Source organism: Ruegeria sp. N4 (assembly GCF_056531425.1).
Genome location: NZ_JBQFLT010000009.1, coordinates 116527 through 130551, shown reverse-complemented (window position 1 = coordinate 130551; position 14025 = coordinate 116527). Strand labels below are relative to the sequence as shown.

General features: G+C 58.4%; 13 protein-coding genes. 4 read left to right on the top strand and 9 right to left on the bottom strand.

Annotated elements, in window-relative coordinates; genetic code table 11:
- Positions 1 to 251: 251 nt before the first annotated feature.
- Complete coding sequence (locus tag ACR0LW_RS14935; protein ID WP_480883100.1) at positions 252 to 1133, bottom strand: LysR family transcriptional regulator; 882 nt, start codon at positions 1131 to 1133, stop codon at positions 252 to 254.
- Between the two features lie 104 nt (positions 1134 to 1237).
- Between ACR0LW_RS14935 and ACR0LW_RS14930 the strand changes: the two genes are divergently transcribed.
- The 3 genes from ACR0LW_RS14930 to ACR0LW_RS14920 all read left to right on the top strand — a co-directional run bounded on the left by ACR0LW_RS14930 (position 1238) and on the right by ACR0LW_RS14920 (position 3204).
- Positions 1238 to 2071, top strand: a complete 834-nt coding sequence (locus ACR0LW_RS14930; RefSeq protein WP_170757557.1) for a VOC family protein — start codon at positions 1238 to 1240, stop codon at positions 2069 to 2071.
- Positions 2068 to 2838: a nuclear transport factor 2 family protein gene (locus ACR0LW_RS14925; RefSeq protein WP_170556200.1), complete on the top strand. Its 771-nt coding sequence runs from the start codon at positions 2068 to 2070 to the stop codon at positions 2836 to 2838. Before ACR0LW_RS14930 ends, ACR0LW_RS14925 begins: the two co-directional genes overlap by 4 nt.
- Positions 2839 to 2901: 63 nt before the next feature.
- Positions 2902 to 3204 (top strand): antibiotic biosynthesis monooxygenase family protein, encoded by a 303-nt coding sequence (locus ACR0LW_RS14920; protein WP_216600505.1) that lies wholly within the window; start codon positions 2902 to 2904, stop codon positions 3202 to 3204.
- A 408-nt stretch (positions 3205 to 3612) separates the two neighbouring features.
- Here the strand turns inward: ACR0LW_RS14920 and gyrB are convergent, their stop codons facing one another.
- Positions 3613 to 6030 (bottom strand): DNA topoisomerase (ATP-hydrolyzing) subunit B, encoded by a 2418-nt coding sequence (gene gyrB, locus ACR0LW_RS14915; protein WP_480883099.1) that lies wholly within the window; start codon positions 6028 to 6030, stop codon positions 3613 to 3615.
- 102 nt (positions 6031 to 6132) lie between these two features.
- Positions 6133 to 6705 carry a TetR/AcrR family transcriptional regulator gene (locus ACR0LW_RS14910; RefSeq protein ID WP_170524373.1) on the bottom strand — a complete coding sequence of 191 codons (573 nt, stop codon included), beginning with the start codon at positions 6703 to 6705 and terminating at the stop codon, positions 6133 to 6135.
- Between the two features lie 100 nt (positions 6706 to 6805).
- Between ACR0LW_RS14910 and ACR0LW_RS14905 the strand changes: the two genes are divergently transcribed.
- On the top strand, positions 6806 to 7372 hold the full coding sequence (locus ACR0LW_RS14905; RefSeq protein WP_170524370.1) for a carboxymuconolactone decarboxylase family protein: 567 nt from the start codon (positions 6806 to 6808) through the stop codon (positions 7370 to 7372).
- Here ACR0LW_RS14905 and recF read toward each other — a convergent pair.
- The 6 genes from recF to mutM all read right to left on the bottom strand — a co-directional run bounded on the left by recF (position 7369) and on the right by mutM (position 14006).
- On the bottom strand, positions 7369 to 8463 hold the full coding sequence (gene recF / locus ACR0LW_RS14900) for a DNA replication/repair protein RecF (RefSeq protein WP_480883098.1): 1095 nt from the start codon (positions 8461 to 8463) through the stop codon (positions 7369 to 7371). The two genes, ACR0LW_RS14905 and recF, sit on opposite strands and share 4 nt — an antisense overlap.
- 59 nt (positions 8464 to 8522) lie before the next feature.
- The gene (gene dnaN / locus ACR0LW_RS14895; RefSeq protein WP_480883097.1) at positions 8523 to 9644 is read right to left on the bottom strand and encodes a DNA polymerase III subunit beta; all 1122 of its coding nucleotides are present in this window, start codon (positions 9642 to 9644) and stop codon (positions 8523 to 8525) included.
- A 229-nt stretch (positions 9645 to 9873) separates the two neighbouring features.
- A complete protein-coding gene (gene dnaA, locus ACR0LW_RS14890; RefSeq protein WP_480883096.1) occupies positions 9874 to 11262 on the bottom strand; it encodes a chromosomal replication initiator protein DnaA in 1389 nt (462 codons plus the stop codon).
- Between the two features lie 557 nt (positions 11263 to 11819).
- The gene (gene rpsT / locus ACR0LW_RS14885) at positions 11820 to 12083 is read right to left on the bottom strand and encodes a 30S ribosomal protein S20 (protein WP_039541017.1); all 264 of its coding nucleotides are present in this window, start codon (positions 12081 to 12083) and stop codon (positions 11820 to 11822) included.
- Between the two features lie 228 nt (positions 12084 to 12311).
- The gene (locus ACR0LW_RS14880; RefSeq protein WP_480883094.1) at positions 12312 to 13088 is read right to left on the bottom strand and encodes an enoyl-CoA hydratase; all 777 of its coding nucleotides are present in this window, start codon (positions 13086 to 13088) and stop codon (positions 12312 to 12314) included.
- Positions 13089 to 13154: 66 nt separating this feature from the next.
- On the bottom strand, positions 13155 to 14006 hold the full coding sequence (gene mutM, locus ACR0LW_RS14875; protein WP_171635695.1) for a bifunctional DNA-formamidopyrimidine glycosylase/DNA-(apurinic or apyrimidinic site) lyase: 852 nt from the start codon (positions 14004 to 14006) through the stop codon (positions 13155 to 13157).
- Between the last annotated feature and the right edge of the window lie 19 nt (positions 14007 to 14025).

The window sequence follows — 14025 nt, the reverse complement described above, 5'->3', positions numbered from 1 at the left end:
ATACTCAAACAAGGCAACGCGGTCTATTATTGCCCGTGTCTGCTTTGACCGAAACTCTGCCGTTCAGCAGATTTCAAAGAACGTCCAGCGCCGTTCAATGCAGACGTTCAGGCGAAATTTCTCGGAATGACCACCAACAATGACCGCTATCCGTTCCTAAGCCGTCATCTGACTTAACGACTCAGATGACTGACTTGAGCCCATACCTACCAAATGCTGCACACTGCACGAATGGTCACTTTCGAGCCGACCTACGCCCGAATCTCTTCACGCATAAACTCCACAAAGGCCCTTACACGCGGCTTTCGAAAGGCCGAAGGTAACTGCACGCTTTGGATCGGCAAAGTGCGGGAATGGAACTCCGGAAAGAGTTGCACAAGACGTCCGGTTTCAAGGTCGTCCCCCAAAAACACATCTGGGCATATGAAGATGCCGCCCCCGGCACGCGTCGGTACGAGGCAGGCGGGAGGACTGTTTGCCAGAAATGGGCCAGAGACAGGCACCTGCACGGTTTGCCCTTCGATCTGGAATGGCCAGCGGTTTGGATCGGGGTTGTTCGCATCTCGAATGCAAATGTGGTCCGAGAGTTCCGCAGGATGTGAAGGTGCGCCATGTTCTTCAAGGTAGGAAGGAGTCGCGACGACTTTCATATGCGTTTCACCGAGCTTGCGAACGACCAAACTGGAGTCACTGAGCGCGCCGATCCGTATTGCGATATCGAAACCGCCCTTGGCCAGATCGGCATAATGATCCGACAAGTCCAATTCGACTGTGACGTCCGGGTGTTGCTCTACGAAACGGCTTGCTGCTTTAGCCACCGCCGTGTCGCCATAGGTAAGGGGCGCAGCCACACGAACGATGCCCTTCAAGCCCTCTGAAGCGTCAAACTCAGTCTCCAACTGCTCCAATTCAGCCAGCACCCGTCGCGCTCCTTCCAGATATCGCTCCCCCTCGTGGGTCAACGACATAGACCTGGTGGTGCGATGGAGAAGATTCAGCCCAACCATGTTTTCGAGCTGGGCCACACGTTTGCTGACCAGCTTGTTTGAAATGCCAAGCCGTTGTCCGGCGGCGGCAAAAGAACCGGATTCCACAACAGCCACGAAGCTCTGCATCCCGTCGATCCGGTCCATATCATTGTCTCCATTTGCGCGATACACAATCGCTCTTATCGCCATTTCATGGAGAAAAGACCATCGCTAAGTTCCTCTCAAGCTGAATCGCAGGAGAAAAGAACATGGCAACGTCAGACGCCCCCATCTCAATAGGTCAGGTCGCCCTGACGGTGCGCGATCTGGATAAGACCGCCACCTTCTATGAAGACGTGATTGGCCTCGGCCTGATCGAACGCAACGGTGAAAGCGCCTTCCTCGGCACCGAGGCCGGAACGCTGATCGAGTTGCGCCAGGACCGAAACGCTAGACCCTTTCCTAAAGAGGCGGGGCTGTTTCACACCGCATTTCTGTTGCCGTCCAAACAAGACCTCGGCGCATGGCTGATCTACGCGGATGAGCGTGGTGTTCGCCTGGATGGCGCATCCCACCACGGTGTCAGCGAGGCGCTGTATCTGAACGATCCCGAAGGAAACGGCATCGAAATCTATCGTGATCTGCCTCGCGAAGCGTGGAAACGCCAAGGCGATACCATCCACATGACAACGCACCCGCTCGACCTGAAATCACTAACGGTAGATGCCACACAGTGGCAATGCGCACCGCCAGGCACAGTCATCGGACACGTTCATTTACGTGTCGGTGATGTCGGCAAGGCAGCCAAGTTCGTTACTGACGAGCTGAGTATGGTTCAGACATTTGAGCTGCCCTCAGCCCGCTGGTTCGGGTCCGGTGGCTACCATCACCATCTTGCGGCGAATGCTTGGCAATCAAAGGGGGCAGGCTCGCGCTCTGCTGGGGCCACTGGTCTCACAAGTGTTGAACTGTTGGCTGACCCGGCAAATCTCACGCCCGGCCACAAGGTCGATCCGTGGGGCACAGAATTCACAATCACCTCGGCGCAAGCCGGCGCCGCGAGAATGTCGTCAAATCAAACCAAGAGAGGACTACAACGATGACACCTAAAGAACTCGTATTGGAGGCTGTAGCCGCCATTTTCGTCAACTTCGACGCAACCGCCGCCGAACAACTGCTGGCAAATGACTATATTCAGCACAACCCTGCTGTCCCCACAGGTGCCGCCCCGATCCTCGGGTTAATCCCCGGTCTCAAGGAAAGCGGGATCGAGGTGGACATCCACCGGGTGATCACGGAGGGCGATATGGTCGTCCTGCATACGACCTATAACAACGCCCAGGCGTTTGGCGCAGACACCTTGGTTGGCTTTGATGTCTTCCGCGTCGAGGATGGAAAGGTTGCGGAACACTGGGACAACCTGACACCGCTCACACCGCCAAACCCTTCGGGACACACTCAGACCGATGGTCCGACTGAGATAACCGATCTGGATAAGACTGCTGAGAACAAGGCGCTGGTCACAGACTTTGTGAACACTATCCTGAAGGATGGCGACGTTGACCGGATAACCGAATTCCTGTCCACGGAGACCTACATCCAGCACAACAGCAACATTGCTGACGGTCTGGACGGTTTGGGTGCGGCACTTGCAGGCATGGCCGAGCAAGGCATCCAAATGATCTACTCGGATGTCCACATTGTTGTGGCCGAGGGCAACTTTGTCTTCACCGCCTCTGAGGGTAAGTTTGCCGACGAGCCGACTGCCTTCTATGACCTATTCCGCGTCGAAGACGGCAAGATCGTTGAGCATTGGGACGTGATCGCAGAGATCCCTGCTGAAATGGCCCATGACAACGGCAAGTTCTGATCGGGTGCCAATATGAAAGCATTCCTGGTCACCCTAATGATGACGAAGCTAGGAAGTACGGCAATGGCTCAAGATGCTGGCGTAATTGAGATTGTGACAATGGATCTTGCCGCAGGGATCACAGCTCAGGAGTTCGAACCGGTCGATAGGGCCATTGAGAACGAGCACGTTAGTAAACAGCCCGGCTTCATCTCCCGGCAAGCTGCGTTCGCAGATGGCAAATGGGCGGTCGTCGTCAATTGGGAAAGCGCAGAGGCAGCGCAGGCGTCCATGGACAGCTTTGCCTCTGCCCCGGCAGCCGAGAAGTTCATGAACATGATCGACGCAACTACAATGTCGATGACCCGCTACGAACTGGCGCGGTGAGCATTCCCAAACCAACGAAAGCACCCGTGGCAATCATGGGTGCTTTGTTGTCCGATGTAATGCAGAGTTCCGGAGCTATCAGATTGTCTGGCTAGCAGAATTGGTCAGTTCATCATTCGGCTCTAGCTCTTTTCAGCGCTTGGCTTGTAGTTTTCCATAGCTCAAACCGGCTTCTTTGCGCTTCTCGGGCGCTTACAATTCTCGTATCGAATGTCCGGTTTGGGCTGGAAGCGGCCATCCGAAAACCTTCCCCGGCAATACGGCGATGGCGCGAAACAGGCAAAGAATGAGACCCGAAGATATGGAGCCTCGAACCAAGAAAGTTGAAGGTTAATGCGCCCAAAGCTTTGGGCCAAAAATGCAATTCTTTGGGCGAAATGCAAAGCTATGGGCGCACCTACAAACTCCTCAGAAATCCAAATTCTCAACGCTCAGCGCGTTTTGCTGGATGAACTCCCGGCGGGGTTCGACCACGTCGCCCATCAGCTTGGTGAACAGATCGTCGGCCTCGACCATGTCGTCCACGCGCACCTGCAACAGCGTGCGCGCGTCCGGGTCCAGTGTGGTTTCCCATAGCTGGTCGGGGTTCATCTCGCCCAGACCTTTGTAGCGTTGCAGCGACAGGCCCTTTTCGCCCTCTTCCAGAATGGCGCGCAGCAGGTCCAGGGGCCCGTGGATGGCTTGCATCCGGTCGCGGCGGATCAGGGTGGCTGGGGTGTTGTAGACCTCTTGCAGGCTTTGGGTGAAGCTGCCGGTCTTGCGCGCCTCGCCCGAGCGCAGCATGGGGCCGTCCAGCGTGCGGACCTCTTCGACGCCGCGCAGGATGCGGGCCAGACGGATGCCGTGATCCTGTGTGATCCGGCCCTGCCAGCCCCGCTCGTATTCCAGCGCGATCAGATCGAGGCGGGCGGCGACCTTGTCGGCCACGCCCTGCAGATCGGCATCCACCGCGCCCGGCACAAAGGCCCCGGCAACGGCGGCTTGTTCCAGAATGTGGCGCGGATAATGTGTCGGGAAGGCGTCCAGCACACGTTTCAACTGTCGCGCCTCGTCGACCACACGGGTCAGGTCCTGACCGATGATCTCTTCGCCTGAACCCAGTTTCAGCACCGCGCCCTCAACCCCCTGATTGATCAGGTAATCATCCAGCGCCGCCTGATCTTTCAGGTAAACCTCTGATTTACCGCGCGACACCTTATAGAGCGGTGGCTGCGCGATATAGAGATACCCGCCTTCGATCAGTTCCGGCATTTGCCGGTAGAAGAACGTCAGCAGCAGCGTCCGAATATGCGCACCGTCCACATCCGCATCGGTCATGATGACGATCTTGTGGTAGCGCAGCTTTTCGATGTTGAACTCATCCCGGCCAATGCCAGTGCCCAGCGCCATCACCAGATTGCCGATTTCCTGCGAGGACAGCATCCGGTCAAACCGCGCGCGTTCGACGTTCAGGATCTTCCCGCGCAGCGGCAGAACCGCCTGCGTCAGCCGGTCCCGGCCCGTTTGCGCCGAACCACCAGCTGAGTCCCCCTCGACGAGGAAGACTTCGGTCTTGGATGGGTCTTTTTCGGAGCAATCCTTCAGCTTGCCAGCCAGATAGTTCACGTCCATCGCGGTCTTGCGGCGGGTCAGTTCGCGGGCTTTGCGCGCCGCTTCACGGGCAAGGGCGGCCTCGATGATCTTGCCGACGATGGTCTTGGCCTCGTTCGGGTTTTCCTCGAACCATTCGGCCAGTTTTTCGTTCATCAGACCTTCGACCGCCGGGCGCACTTCGGAACTGACCAGCTTGTCCTTGGTCTGGGATGAGAATTTCGGATCGGGCACCTTGACCGACAGCACACAGGTCAGGCCCTCGCGCGCGTCGTCACCGGTAAAGCTGACCTTTTCCTTCTTCGCAATCCCGCTGGACTGCGCATAGTTGTTGATGGTCCGCGTCAGCGCGCCGCGGAAGCCCGCCACGTGCGTACCGCCATCGCGCTGCGGGATGTTGTTGGTGAATGGCAGCACCGTTTCGTGGTAGCTGTCATTCCACCACATGGCGATTTCCACGCCAATGTCATCGCGCTCACCTTTGATATAGATCGGTTCGGCCATCGCCGCCGTTTTGGAGCGGTCCAGATATTTGACGAACTCCTTGACGCCGCCCTCATAGAACAGTTCGGTTTCCAGCCGTTCGGCAGGGCGTTCGTCGATCAGGATGATGCGCACGCCCGAGTTCAGGAAGGCCAGTTCGCGCAGGCGTTTTTCCAGCGTCTCAAACGAGTATTCCAGGTTCGAGAACGTGTCGGTCGAGGCCAGGAACCGCACCTCGGTCCCGGTGCGGTCGCCGCATTCCTCGACCACCTTCAGATGCTCGGCCGTCTCGCCGCCTTCAAACCGGGCAACGTGTTCCTTGCCGTTCCGCCAGACGCGCAGTTCCAGCCAGTCGGACAGCGCGTTCACCACCGAAACGCCAACGCCGTGCAACCCGCCCGACACCTTGTACGAGTTGCTGTCAAACTTACCACCCGCGTGCAGTTGGGTCATGATGACCTCGGCAGCGGACACGCCTTCCTCGGGGTGAATATCCACCGGAATTCCGCGCCCGTTGTCACTGACCGAGACGCTGGAATCGGCGTGGATTTTCACCGTCACATGGTCGGCATGACCGGCCAGAGCCTCATCGATCCCATTGTCGACAACCTCATACACCATGTGGTGCAGACCCGAGCCATCATCCGTGTCCCCGATATACATACCGGGACGCTTGCGAACAGCTTCTAACCCTTTGAGAACCTTGATGGAATCCGCGCCGTATTCCTGTGGTGCCTGTGCGTCTTCGGACATTCAGTCAGTACCTATATTATTTTGATAACTTATACGTTTTCTGGTGGGGATTGTCACGCGCTACCCCCACATTTTGTGCCATTCGCTGCCGATCGCGAAAGGTCAAAGCCTGTCCAGATCAGCCGCGATATCCGAGGCGATAGCAGCGGCGTCCACGTCTCTGCGCTCAGCTGACAGACGCAGCCCCAAAAGGTCGGATTGGTAGCGCGCGGCCAACCGTTCGGGATCATGCTCGGGCCCGATCTCCTCGTCCATTTGCGCGCGCCGAAACAGGGCGGCAAAACATGCTTTCATCTCGGCCATATAGGCACCTGCCCGATCCGCCAAATCGTGATCCTTCGCCTGCAACTCGGCATAGGTTTTGGCCAGCATGCAGGCTTTGGCTGGCATATCCGCCGCCTCGATCACCCGAAACGGCTGCGCCTTCAGCGCGCCTTTTGGCCCAAGCTCCTCAGCCAGCACCTCAAGCCGCGCGATGCCGTCCTGCGTGTAGCGCTTCAATGCCAGCGCATACAGCGCGTCTTTCGACCCAAAGGCTGCATAGAAACTGCCGGGTTTCAGCTTCAATTCACGCTCAAGATCTTTCAGCGAGGTCCCCGCCCATCCCTGACGCCAGAACATATCCCTGGCCTGCGCGATCAGCGCGTCTCGGTCATATCCGGGTTTTCTTGGCATTCTCTTCACCATTTCTTGAACGATTGCTCAAATATATACTTGAGTGATTGCTCAAGAAACCCTATTTCTGCCTTATCGCGCCAGAAACAGGAGTTTTGACATGGCAAACTTCCCCTCTCATGACCTCGAAACCGCCCCGGAAGGGTCCAAACCACTGCTGGAAAAGTCGCAGGCTGCCTTTGGTCGTCTGCCGGGCCTGCACAAGGTGATGTCTGAAAGCCCGCAACATCTGGAAGGCTATCAGGTTCTGCATCACCTGTTCATGCAGACCGATTTCGACAATGACGAGAAAACCGTGGTCTGGCAGACCATCAATGTGGAGAACGAGTGCCATTACTGCGTCCCGGCCCATACAGGCATTGCCAAGATGATGAAGGTCTCGGATGAGATCACCGAGGCGCTGCGCAACGAAACCCCGCTGCCATCGGCCAAGCTTGAGGCGCTGCGCAGCTTCACCCTGCAGATGATGGAAACCCGCGGCAACGTCACCGACGCACAGATGCAGGCATTCTTTGACGCAGGTTACTCGCACCGCGCGGTTCTGGACGTGGTTCTGGGTCTGGCGCAGAAAACCATGTCGAACTACGTCAACCACATGGCACAAACACCGGTCGACGAAGTGATGCGCGGCTTCCTGTGGGAACGTAAAGTCAGCGAACCCGCCTAAACGACGACCGAGCCCGCGTCGCCTTCGGTGACAACCAGCGTCTGGGCCCGGTCCCCCAATTCCGCAAACAGTTCAGGCCCGGTGCCCGTCATCCAGGCCTGAGCCCCCAGCGCGCAAATCTCATCATACAGCGCCGCCCGTCGATCCGCGTCCAGATGCGCGGCCACCTCATCCAGCAACACAATGGGCGGGGCCCCGACCATCCCGGCCAGCGCCCGCGCATTCGACAGGATCAGCGAGACAAGCAACGCCTTCTGTTCACCAGTCGAGCAATCCTTGGCCGGCACGCCCTTGGCCGCAAACACTCCGTACAGATCAGACCGGTGAGGCCCCACCAAAGTCCGCCCCGCCGCCAGATCGCGAAACCGGCTTTCGTTGAGCGCCTCTCGCAGGTCGTCTGCTGTATCTAGCATCGCACCTTCAGTCTGCACCAATTCCAGATCAGCCGACGGAAACGCCGTCTCTGCCTGGTCCTGCGCCACGCGCAGATGATCCAGCGCCGCCAACCGCGCTGCGTGAATGCGATACCCGGTTTCGGCCATCTGTCCTTCCAGCGCGGCGTACCAATGGGCATCGCGCACCTGCTCTTTCAGCAGGCGATTCCGTTCCCGCATGGATTTTTCATAAGTCAGGGATGCCTCAGCATGCGAGGGATCAAAACTCAGCGCGATCCGGTCCAGAAACCGCCGCCGCCCCTCGGCCCCCTCGATCCACAGCCGATCCATCGAGGGGATCAGCCAGACAACCCGCGCCAGCTTGCTCAGATCAATCTGACTCGCCGCCTTGCCATCAATCCGAACCTGCCGCGCCGCGCCACCCTCGGACCAGGTCTCGATCTCGTAGCGTTGCCCCTGCGCCTGCAACAGCCCGGACAGCTTCCAGCCCAGCGCCTCGGGCCGCCGCGTCATCTCGGCCGCGCTCGCCCGCCGCATCCCGCGCCCAGGCGAAAACAGGGACACCGCTTCCAGAATGTTGGTCTTCCCGGCCCCGTTCGGCCCATGAATCGCCACCGGTCGCCCATCCAAAGACAACCGCGCCAGCTTGTGAGACCGAAAATGCGAGACCGTAAGCTCGGTCAGGGCCAATCCCATGACCCCTCCCTTCTTCTGTTCAAAAATACCTCCGCCGGGGGCATCGCGCGCCAGCGCGATCAGACGCGCATCGGCATGACAACGTAAACCGCGCTTTGATCATTGCCTTCACGCATCAGGGTCGGATCACCGGCAGAATTGAACAGGAACACCGCATTCTCACGATCGACCTGAGACGCAATCTCCAGCAGATATTTCGCGTTGAATCCGATCTCCAGCCGCTCGTCGCCATAGGCCACGGCCAGTTCTTCCTCGGCCGCACCACTGTCCGGTGCATTCACAGACAGCACCAGCTTGTCCCCGTTCAGCTGCAGCTTCACCGCGCGCGAGCGTTCGGACGAAACAGTCGCCACCCGATCCACCGCCTGTGCGAATTCAGCCGCATCCACTTCCAATTTACGAGTGTTACCCTGCGGGATCACACGGGTGTAGTCGGGGAAGGTGCCGTCAATGACCTTTGAGGTCAACGTGATGTCGGGCGTCGCAAAGCGCACCTTGGTTTCGCTGACCGACACGGCGATGTCCATCTCGTCATCGTCCAGCAGTTTGCGCAACTCACCCACGGTCTTGCGCGGCACGATCACGCCAGGCATGTCCGCCGCCCCATCCGGGCAATCGGCGTCGATCCGCGCCAGTCGGTGACCATCGGTGGCCACGCAACGCAAGACCTTGCTGCCGTCGGAGCCATCCGTGACATGCATGTAAACGCCGTTCAAGTAATAGCGCGTCTCTTCCGTCGAGATCGCAAATTTCGATTTGTCGAACAGCCGCCGCAGCAGCGCCGCCGAGGCCGTAAAGTTCGATTGATATTCCGAGGACGCCATGACCGGGAAATCCTCTTTCGGCAATGTCGCCAGCGAGAAATTCGAGCGCCCCGCCTCAACCGTCAAACGGCCCGCAGCGCTGTCCGCCGTCAGTGTCACCAGCGCCCCGTCAGGCAGTTTGCGCACAATCTCATGCAGCGTTGTGGCTGCCACTGTGGTCGCCCCGGCCTTCTCGACCTGCGCAGGTGCTTTGTCGACCACTTCGATATCCAGATCGGTGGCGCGGAACTGAACCTGATCGCCTTCGGCCTCGATCAGCACATTGGCCAGGATCGGAATTGTGTTGCGGCGCTCGACAACCGATTGGGCCTGCGAAACGGCCTTGAGAAGGGTGCCGCGTTCGATGCTGATCTTCATACCCTCAATTCCTCTGACTTAAGTGCCGAAATGGGCGGGACTGGCACGTTAGCGGTTCAGCCCTGAGGCACAAGGATTTTTTACGGATTTCTGGGTCGGAAAACCCATTCGGTCAAGGGGCGCGTTGTGCTGCGGACACAGTTCATCCGCGACCGTGGACAATTGCGCACAAGAAAACGCCCCGGAACTCAAGTCCCGAGGCGTCTCTGAGTGGTTTTAGGGGTAAACCTCAGGCTTCCAGCGCGCGACGCAGCATTTCCACGTCTTCCGCGATCTGGCCATCCGTCACTTTCAGCTCTTCGATGCGTTTGACACCATGCATGACGGTGGTGTGGTCGCGCCCGCCAAAGCGGCGCCCGATCTCGGGCAGGGACCGGCTGGTCAGCTGCTTGCACAGATACATCGCCACCTGACGCGGACGTGCATAAGACCGCAGGCGTTTCGGACCGATGATGTCGGACAGGCGGATGTTGTAATAGTCCGAGACTTTGCGCTGAATCTCTTCGACGGTGATCTTGCGCTCCGAAGCGCGCAACACGTCGGCCAGACAATCCTGCGTCAGTTCCATATCGATCTCGCGCCCAACCAGCGAGGCGAAGGCAAAGAGACGCGTCAACGCGCCTTCCAGCACCCGAACATTGGTCGAGATGCGATGGGCGAGGAATTCAAGCACGCCATCTGCGATAACCAGATCCGGATAGGTGCTGATATGCTGCTGCACCTTGTTCTGCAGGATGCCCAGACGCAGTTCATAATCGGTCGGATGTAGGTCAACGACCAGACCACATTGCAGGCGCGATTTCACCCGCTCTTCCAGATCCTTGATTTCACCGGGGGCGCGGTCGGCCGAGATGATGATCTGCTTGTTCTGATCCACAAGTGCATTGAATGTGTGAAAGAATTCCTCCTGCGTCGAATCCTTGCCGGCGATGAACTGCACGTCATCGACCATCAGCACGTCGACCGAGCGGAACAGGTGTTTGAAATCCATCATCCGACGCTCGCGCAGGGCCTGAACAAAGCGGTACATGAACTGTTCTGCCGACAGGTACAGCACGTTCAGTTCGGGATGCTTGGTTTTCAACTCCCACGCAATGGCGTGCATCAGGTGCGTCTTACCCAGACCGACGCCCCCATACAGGACCAGCGGGTTGAACGTGACCGGTCCGCCTTCCGAGACACGGCGCGCGGCGGCATGGGCCAGTTCGTTGGGTTTGCCGACGACAAAGCTGTCAAAGGTAAATCGCGCATCCAGCGGCGCGGCCTGAAGGGAATCCAAGGCCTCCTGCGCAACATCTGACCTAGCGGCAGGCGCTTCTGCCACGGGCTCGGGATCGGCCTTTGGGCGCGCAACGGGATTGGGGCGCGCCGGCGTATTTGCGGCAACTCGGAAATCCAGGCGCTGCACGGATTCGCCCGACGTGTTCAGTTCATACAAAATGAGGTCGGCAAAGTTTTGGCTTACGTAATTGCCCATAAAGTTTGTCGGCACTGAAAAAACCGCCACACCGTCCTGCAGCTCTTCGAACTCCAGCGGTTCGATCCAGGTCGTGTAGTTGTTCCGGCCAATCACCTTAAGCAATTTATTACGCAGTAGTCCCCATTTCTCTTGTGTCATCAAGCGCCTCACGCATCCCATTCTTTATTGGCCTGTCGGCCTTATTCATACGGATCCGGTAACCCGGATTACGAGAACACACGCACAGGGATACGGTGCGCCGGACCGAGTAGTCCGGCGGGTTATTCGCCCGAATGTCAGTACTGCCAGGTTCAGACGCCAAACAAAACAACAGCGTCCGGCAAACCGGGTGGCACATCGCAAACACATTTTTTTAGACAGGGCCCGGATCAGCGGTTATCCCGAGATCCATGGCAGATCGGCAGCCCGGCCAAGGCCGGTCAACGACGCTAGCTCCTCAATCATCCTGATGCCCGTCAGTCTGACCGAGGAAACAGCCTGTCCCCCCAAGCGAGTGAATCGCTGTAACAGTGGTAGCAAGATGAAATGGGTGGCGGCAACGAAACTCTGATATTGACTCGGCTCTTTGGCCGAAAGAATCTCTCGGTTTCGTGAGGGCGCGGTATTCCGGCAACACGTGAAAAAGGCGCCGCTGCCCGCGACGCCTTTCAAATTAGTTCAGCCTTTCTGACATGACCCTAGGTCACCCAAAAAGCTTAGCCCAGTGCTTTGACGCGGGCCGACAGGCGCGACATTTTGCGGGCTGCGGTGTTCTTGTGGAAGACGCCTTTGGTGACGCCGCGCATCAGCTCGGGCTGAGCGGCGCGCAGGGCTGCGGTGGCCGCGTCCTTGTCGCCGGATGCGATCGCTTCTTCAACTTTGCGCAGGTAGGTGCGGATGCGCGAACGACGCGCTTTGTTAACGGCGAAACGCTTTTCGTTCTGACGTGCGCGCTTCTTTGCCTGGGGCGAGTTAGCCATGTGTTTCTTGACCTTTGTTCGGTACGGTTATCTTGGGTTGCGCGCCACGGACATATCCGCACCGGATCAGAAATCACGAGTGTGAGTCGGGCCAGGCGGGCCGCACGCGCATGTATAGCGGCGCTAGTTATCCAAGTTTGCGGTCTTTGCCAAGCCGATTCTTTACCGGCGCATAGCGGCCATGAAAAAAGGCGGGCCGGGCCCGCCTGTTTCGAATGCTCCGCTGGTTTACTTGTCACGGAATTGGGCTGCGCGTTTTTCCAGGAAGGCGGCCATGCCCTCTTTCTGGTCTTCGGTCGCGAACATCGAATGGAAGACACGACGCTCGAACAGCATTCCTTCGTTCAGCGGCAATTCATAGCTGCGGTTCACGGCCTCCTTGGCGGCGATCGCGGTCAGCTGTGATTTCTCGGCAATCTTCTGGGCTGCCCCCATCGCCTCTTCAATCAGCTTCTTGGCCTGGACCACGCGGCTGACAAGACCTGCCCGCTCGGCTTCTTCGGCGTCCATGAAGCGGCCGGTCAGGTTCATGTCCATCGCTTTCGACTTGCCCACAAAGCGGGTCAGACGCTGCGTGCCCCCCAAGCCTGCGATGACGCCCAGATTGATCTCGGGCTGGCCGAATTTGGCGGTATCGGCGGCAATGATGAAGTCACACATCATCGCCAGTTCGCAGCCCCCGCCCAGCGCATATCCCGCAACGGCCGCAATGATCGGCTTGCGGATGGCCGTGATGCGGTCATTGGCGTCGGCAAACAGATTGGCGTTGAACACATCGACAAAGCTCATCTCGGACATTTCCTTGATGTCCGCACCGGCGGCAAAGGCTTTGTCCGAGCCGGTGATCACGATGCAGCGCACCTTGTCGTTGCGGTCAGCGTCTTCCAGCGCATCGCACAACTCACCCAGCAACTGAGTGTTCAGCGCGTTCATCGCGTCCGGTCGGTTGAGCTTGATAAGGGCGACGTGGTCTTCGATTTCGACGATGATCGTCTCAAAAGCCATGAGGTGAAAGCTTCCGGTTGTTCCGTTCAGATACGAGTCATTATCACGCGCAAAAGCTGGATCAAGTTATCTTTGGCATTGCGCGCAATAGAAAGTTGAGCGACCGGACTGGGTGATTCTCTTGATCCGGGCGCTGCACCCTTCGGTCCGGCAGGGTTCGCCTTCGCGCCCGTAGACATCAAAGCTGTGCTGAAAATATCCAAGTTCTCCATCGGCTTGGCGGAAATCGCGAAGCGAGGATCCGCCTGCGTCGATGGCGTCCTGCAACACCTGCCGGATGATCGGCACAAGACCCGAGACACGTGCCGAAGAAATTTGCCCCGCTTTGCGACGTGGCGACACCTTTCCGCGATACAAAGCCTCGCAGACGTAAATATTCCCCAACCCGGCAACGATTCCCTGGTCCAGCAGGGCGGATTTCACAGGTGTGTTCTTGCCCCTGAACGCGTCGATCAGGTGCTGTTCGTGGAAATCATTCCCCAACGGTTCCGGCCCCAGAACCGCCAGCAGCTTATGTGCCTCGGCGGTGGCCGTCGGCAGCAGGTCCATCGCCCCGAACCGGCGCGGGTCGTTGAAGGTGACGCGCGCACCGTTGGCCATGTGAAATACAACATGGTCGTGTTTTTGCGCCGCAGGATGGTCATGCACAAACTGCCCCAGCGGATCGCCCGAAACCGTCATCCGCCCGGACATGCCCAAGTGAATAAGCAACGTCTCACCGCTGCTGAGATCGGCCAGAATGTATTTCGACCGCCGCCGCAACCGCTCTACCCGCTGCCCGGTCAGCCGTTCGACCATCCGATCCGGGAACGGCCAGCGCAGATCGGGTCGATTCACATCCGCGCGCTCGATCACCACCCCTTCCATTGCCGGGCTCAGGCCGCGTCTTACTGTCTCGACCTCGGGCAATTCGGGCATTAGATGGCTCCTATTCCAA

What these genes read in the sequence shown, in the direction of transcription:
- ACR0LW_RS14935 (WP_480883100.1), bottom strand. Translation starts at nt 1,133, where the DNA reads ATGGACCGGATCGACGGGATGCAGAGCTTCGTGGCTGTTGTGGAATCC.
- ACR0LW_RS14930 (WP_170757557.1), top strand. Translation starts at nt 1,238, where the DNA reads ATGGCAACGTCAGACGCCCCCATCTCAATAGGTCAGGTCGCCCTGACG.
- ACR0LW_RS14925 (WP_170556200.1), top strand. Translation starts at nt 2,068, where the DNA reads ATGACACCTAAAGAACTCGTATTGGAGGCTGTAGCCGCCATTTTCGTC.
- ACR0LW_RS14920 (WP_216600505.1), top strand. Translation starts at nt 2,902, where the DNA reads ATGGCTCAAGATGCTGGCGTAATTGAGATTGTGACAATGGATCTTGCC.
- gyrB (WP_480883099.1), bottom strand. Translation starts at nt 6,030, where the DNA reads ATGTCCGAAGACGCACAGGCACCACAGGAATACGGCGCGGATTCCATC.
- ACR0LW_RS14910 (WP_170524373.1), bottom strand. Translation starts at nt 6,705, where the DNA reads ATGCCAAGAAAACCCGGATATGACCGAGACGCGCTGATCGCGCAGGCC.
- ACR0LW_RS14905 (WP_170524370.1), top strand. Translation starts at nt 6,806, where the DNA reads ATGGCAAACTTCCCCTCTCATGACCTCGAAACCGCCCCGGAAGGGTCC.
- recF (WP_480883098.1), bottom strand. Translation starts at nt 8,463, where the DNA reads ATGGGATTGGCCCTGACCGAGCTTACGGTCTCGCATTTTCGGTCTCAC.
- dnaN (WP_480883097.1), bottom strand. Translation starts at nt 9,644, where the DNA reads ATGAAGATCAGCATCGAACGCGGCACCCTTCTCAAGGCCGTTTCGCAG.
- dnaA (WP_480883096.1), bottom strand. Translation starts at nt 11,262, where the DNA reads ATGACACAAGAGAAATGGGGACTACTGCGTAATAAATTGCTTAAGGTG.
- rpsT (WP_039541017.1), bottom strand. Translation starts at nt 12,083, where the DNA reads ATGGCTAACTCGCCCCAGGCAAAGAAGCGCGCACGTCAGAACGAAAAG.
- ACR0LW_RS14880 (WP_480883094.1), bottom strand. Translation starts at nt 13,088, where the DNA reads ATGGCTTTTGAGACGATCATCGTCGAAATCGAAGACCACGTCGCCCTT.
- mutM (WP_171635695.1), bottom strand. Translation starts at nt 14,006, where the DNA reads ATGCCCGAATTGCCCGAGGTCGAGACAGTAAGACGCGGCCTGAGCCCG.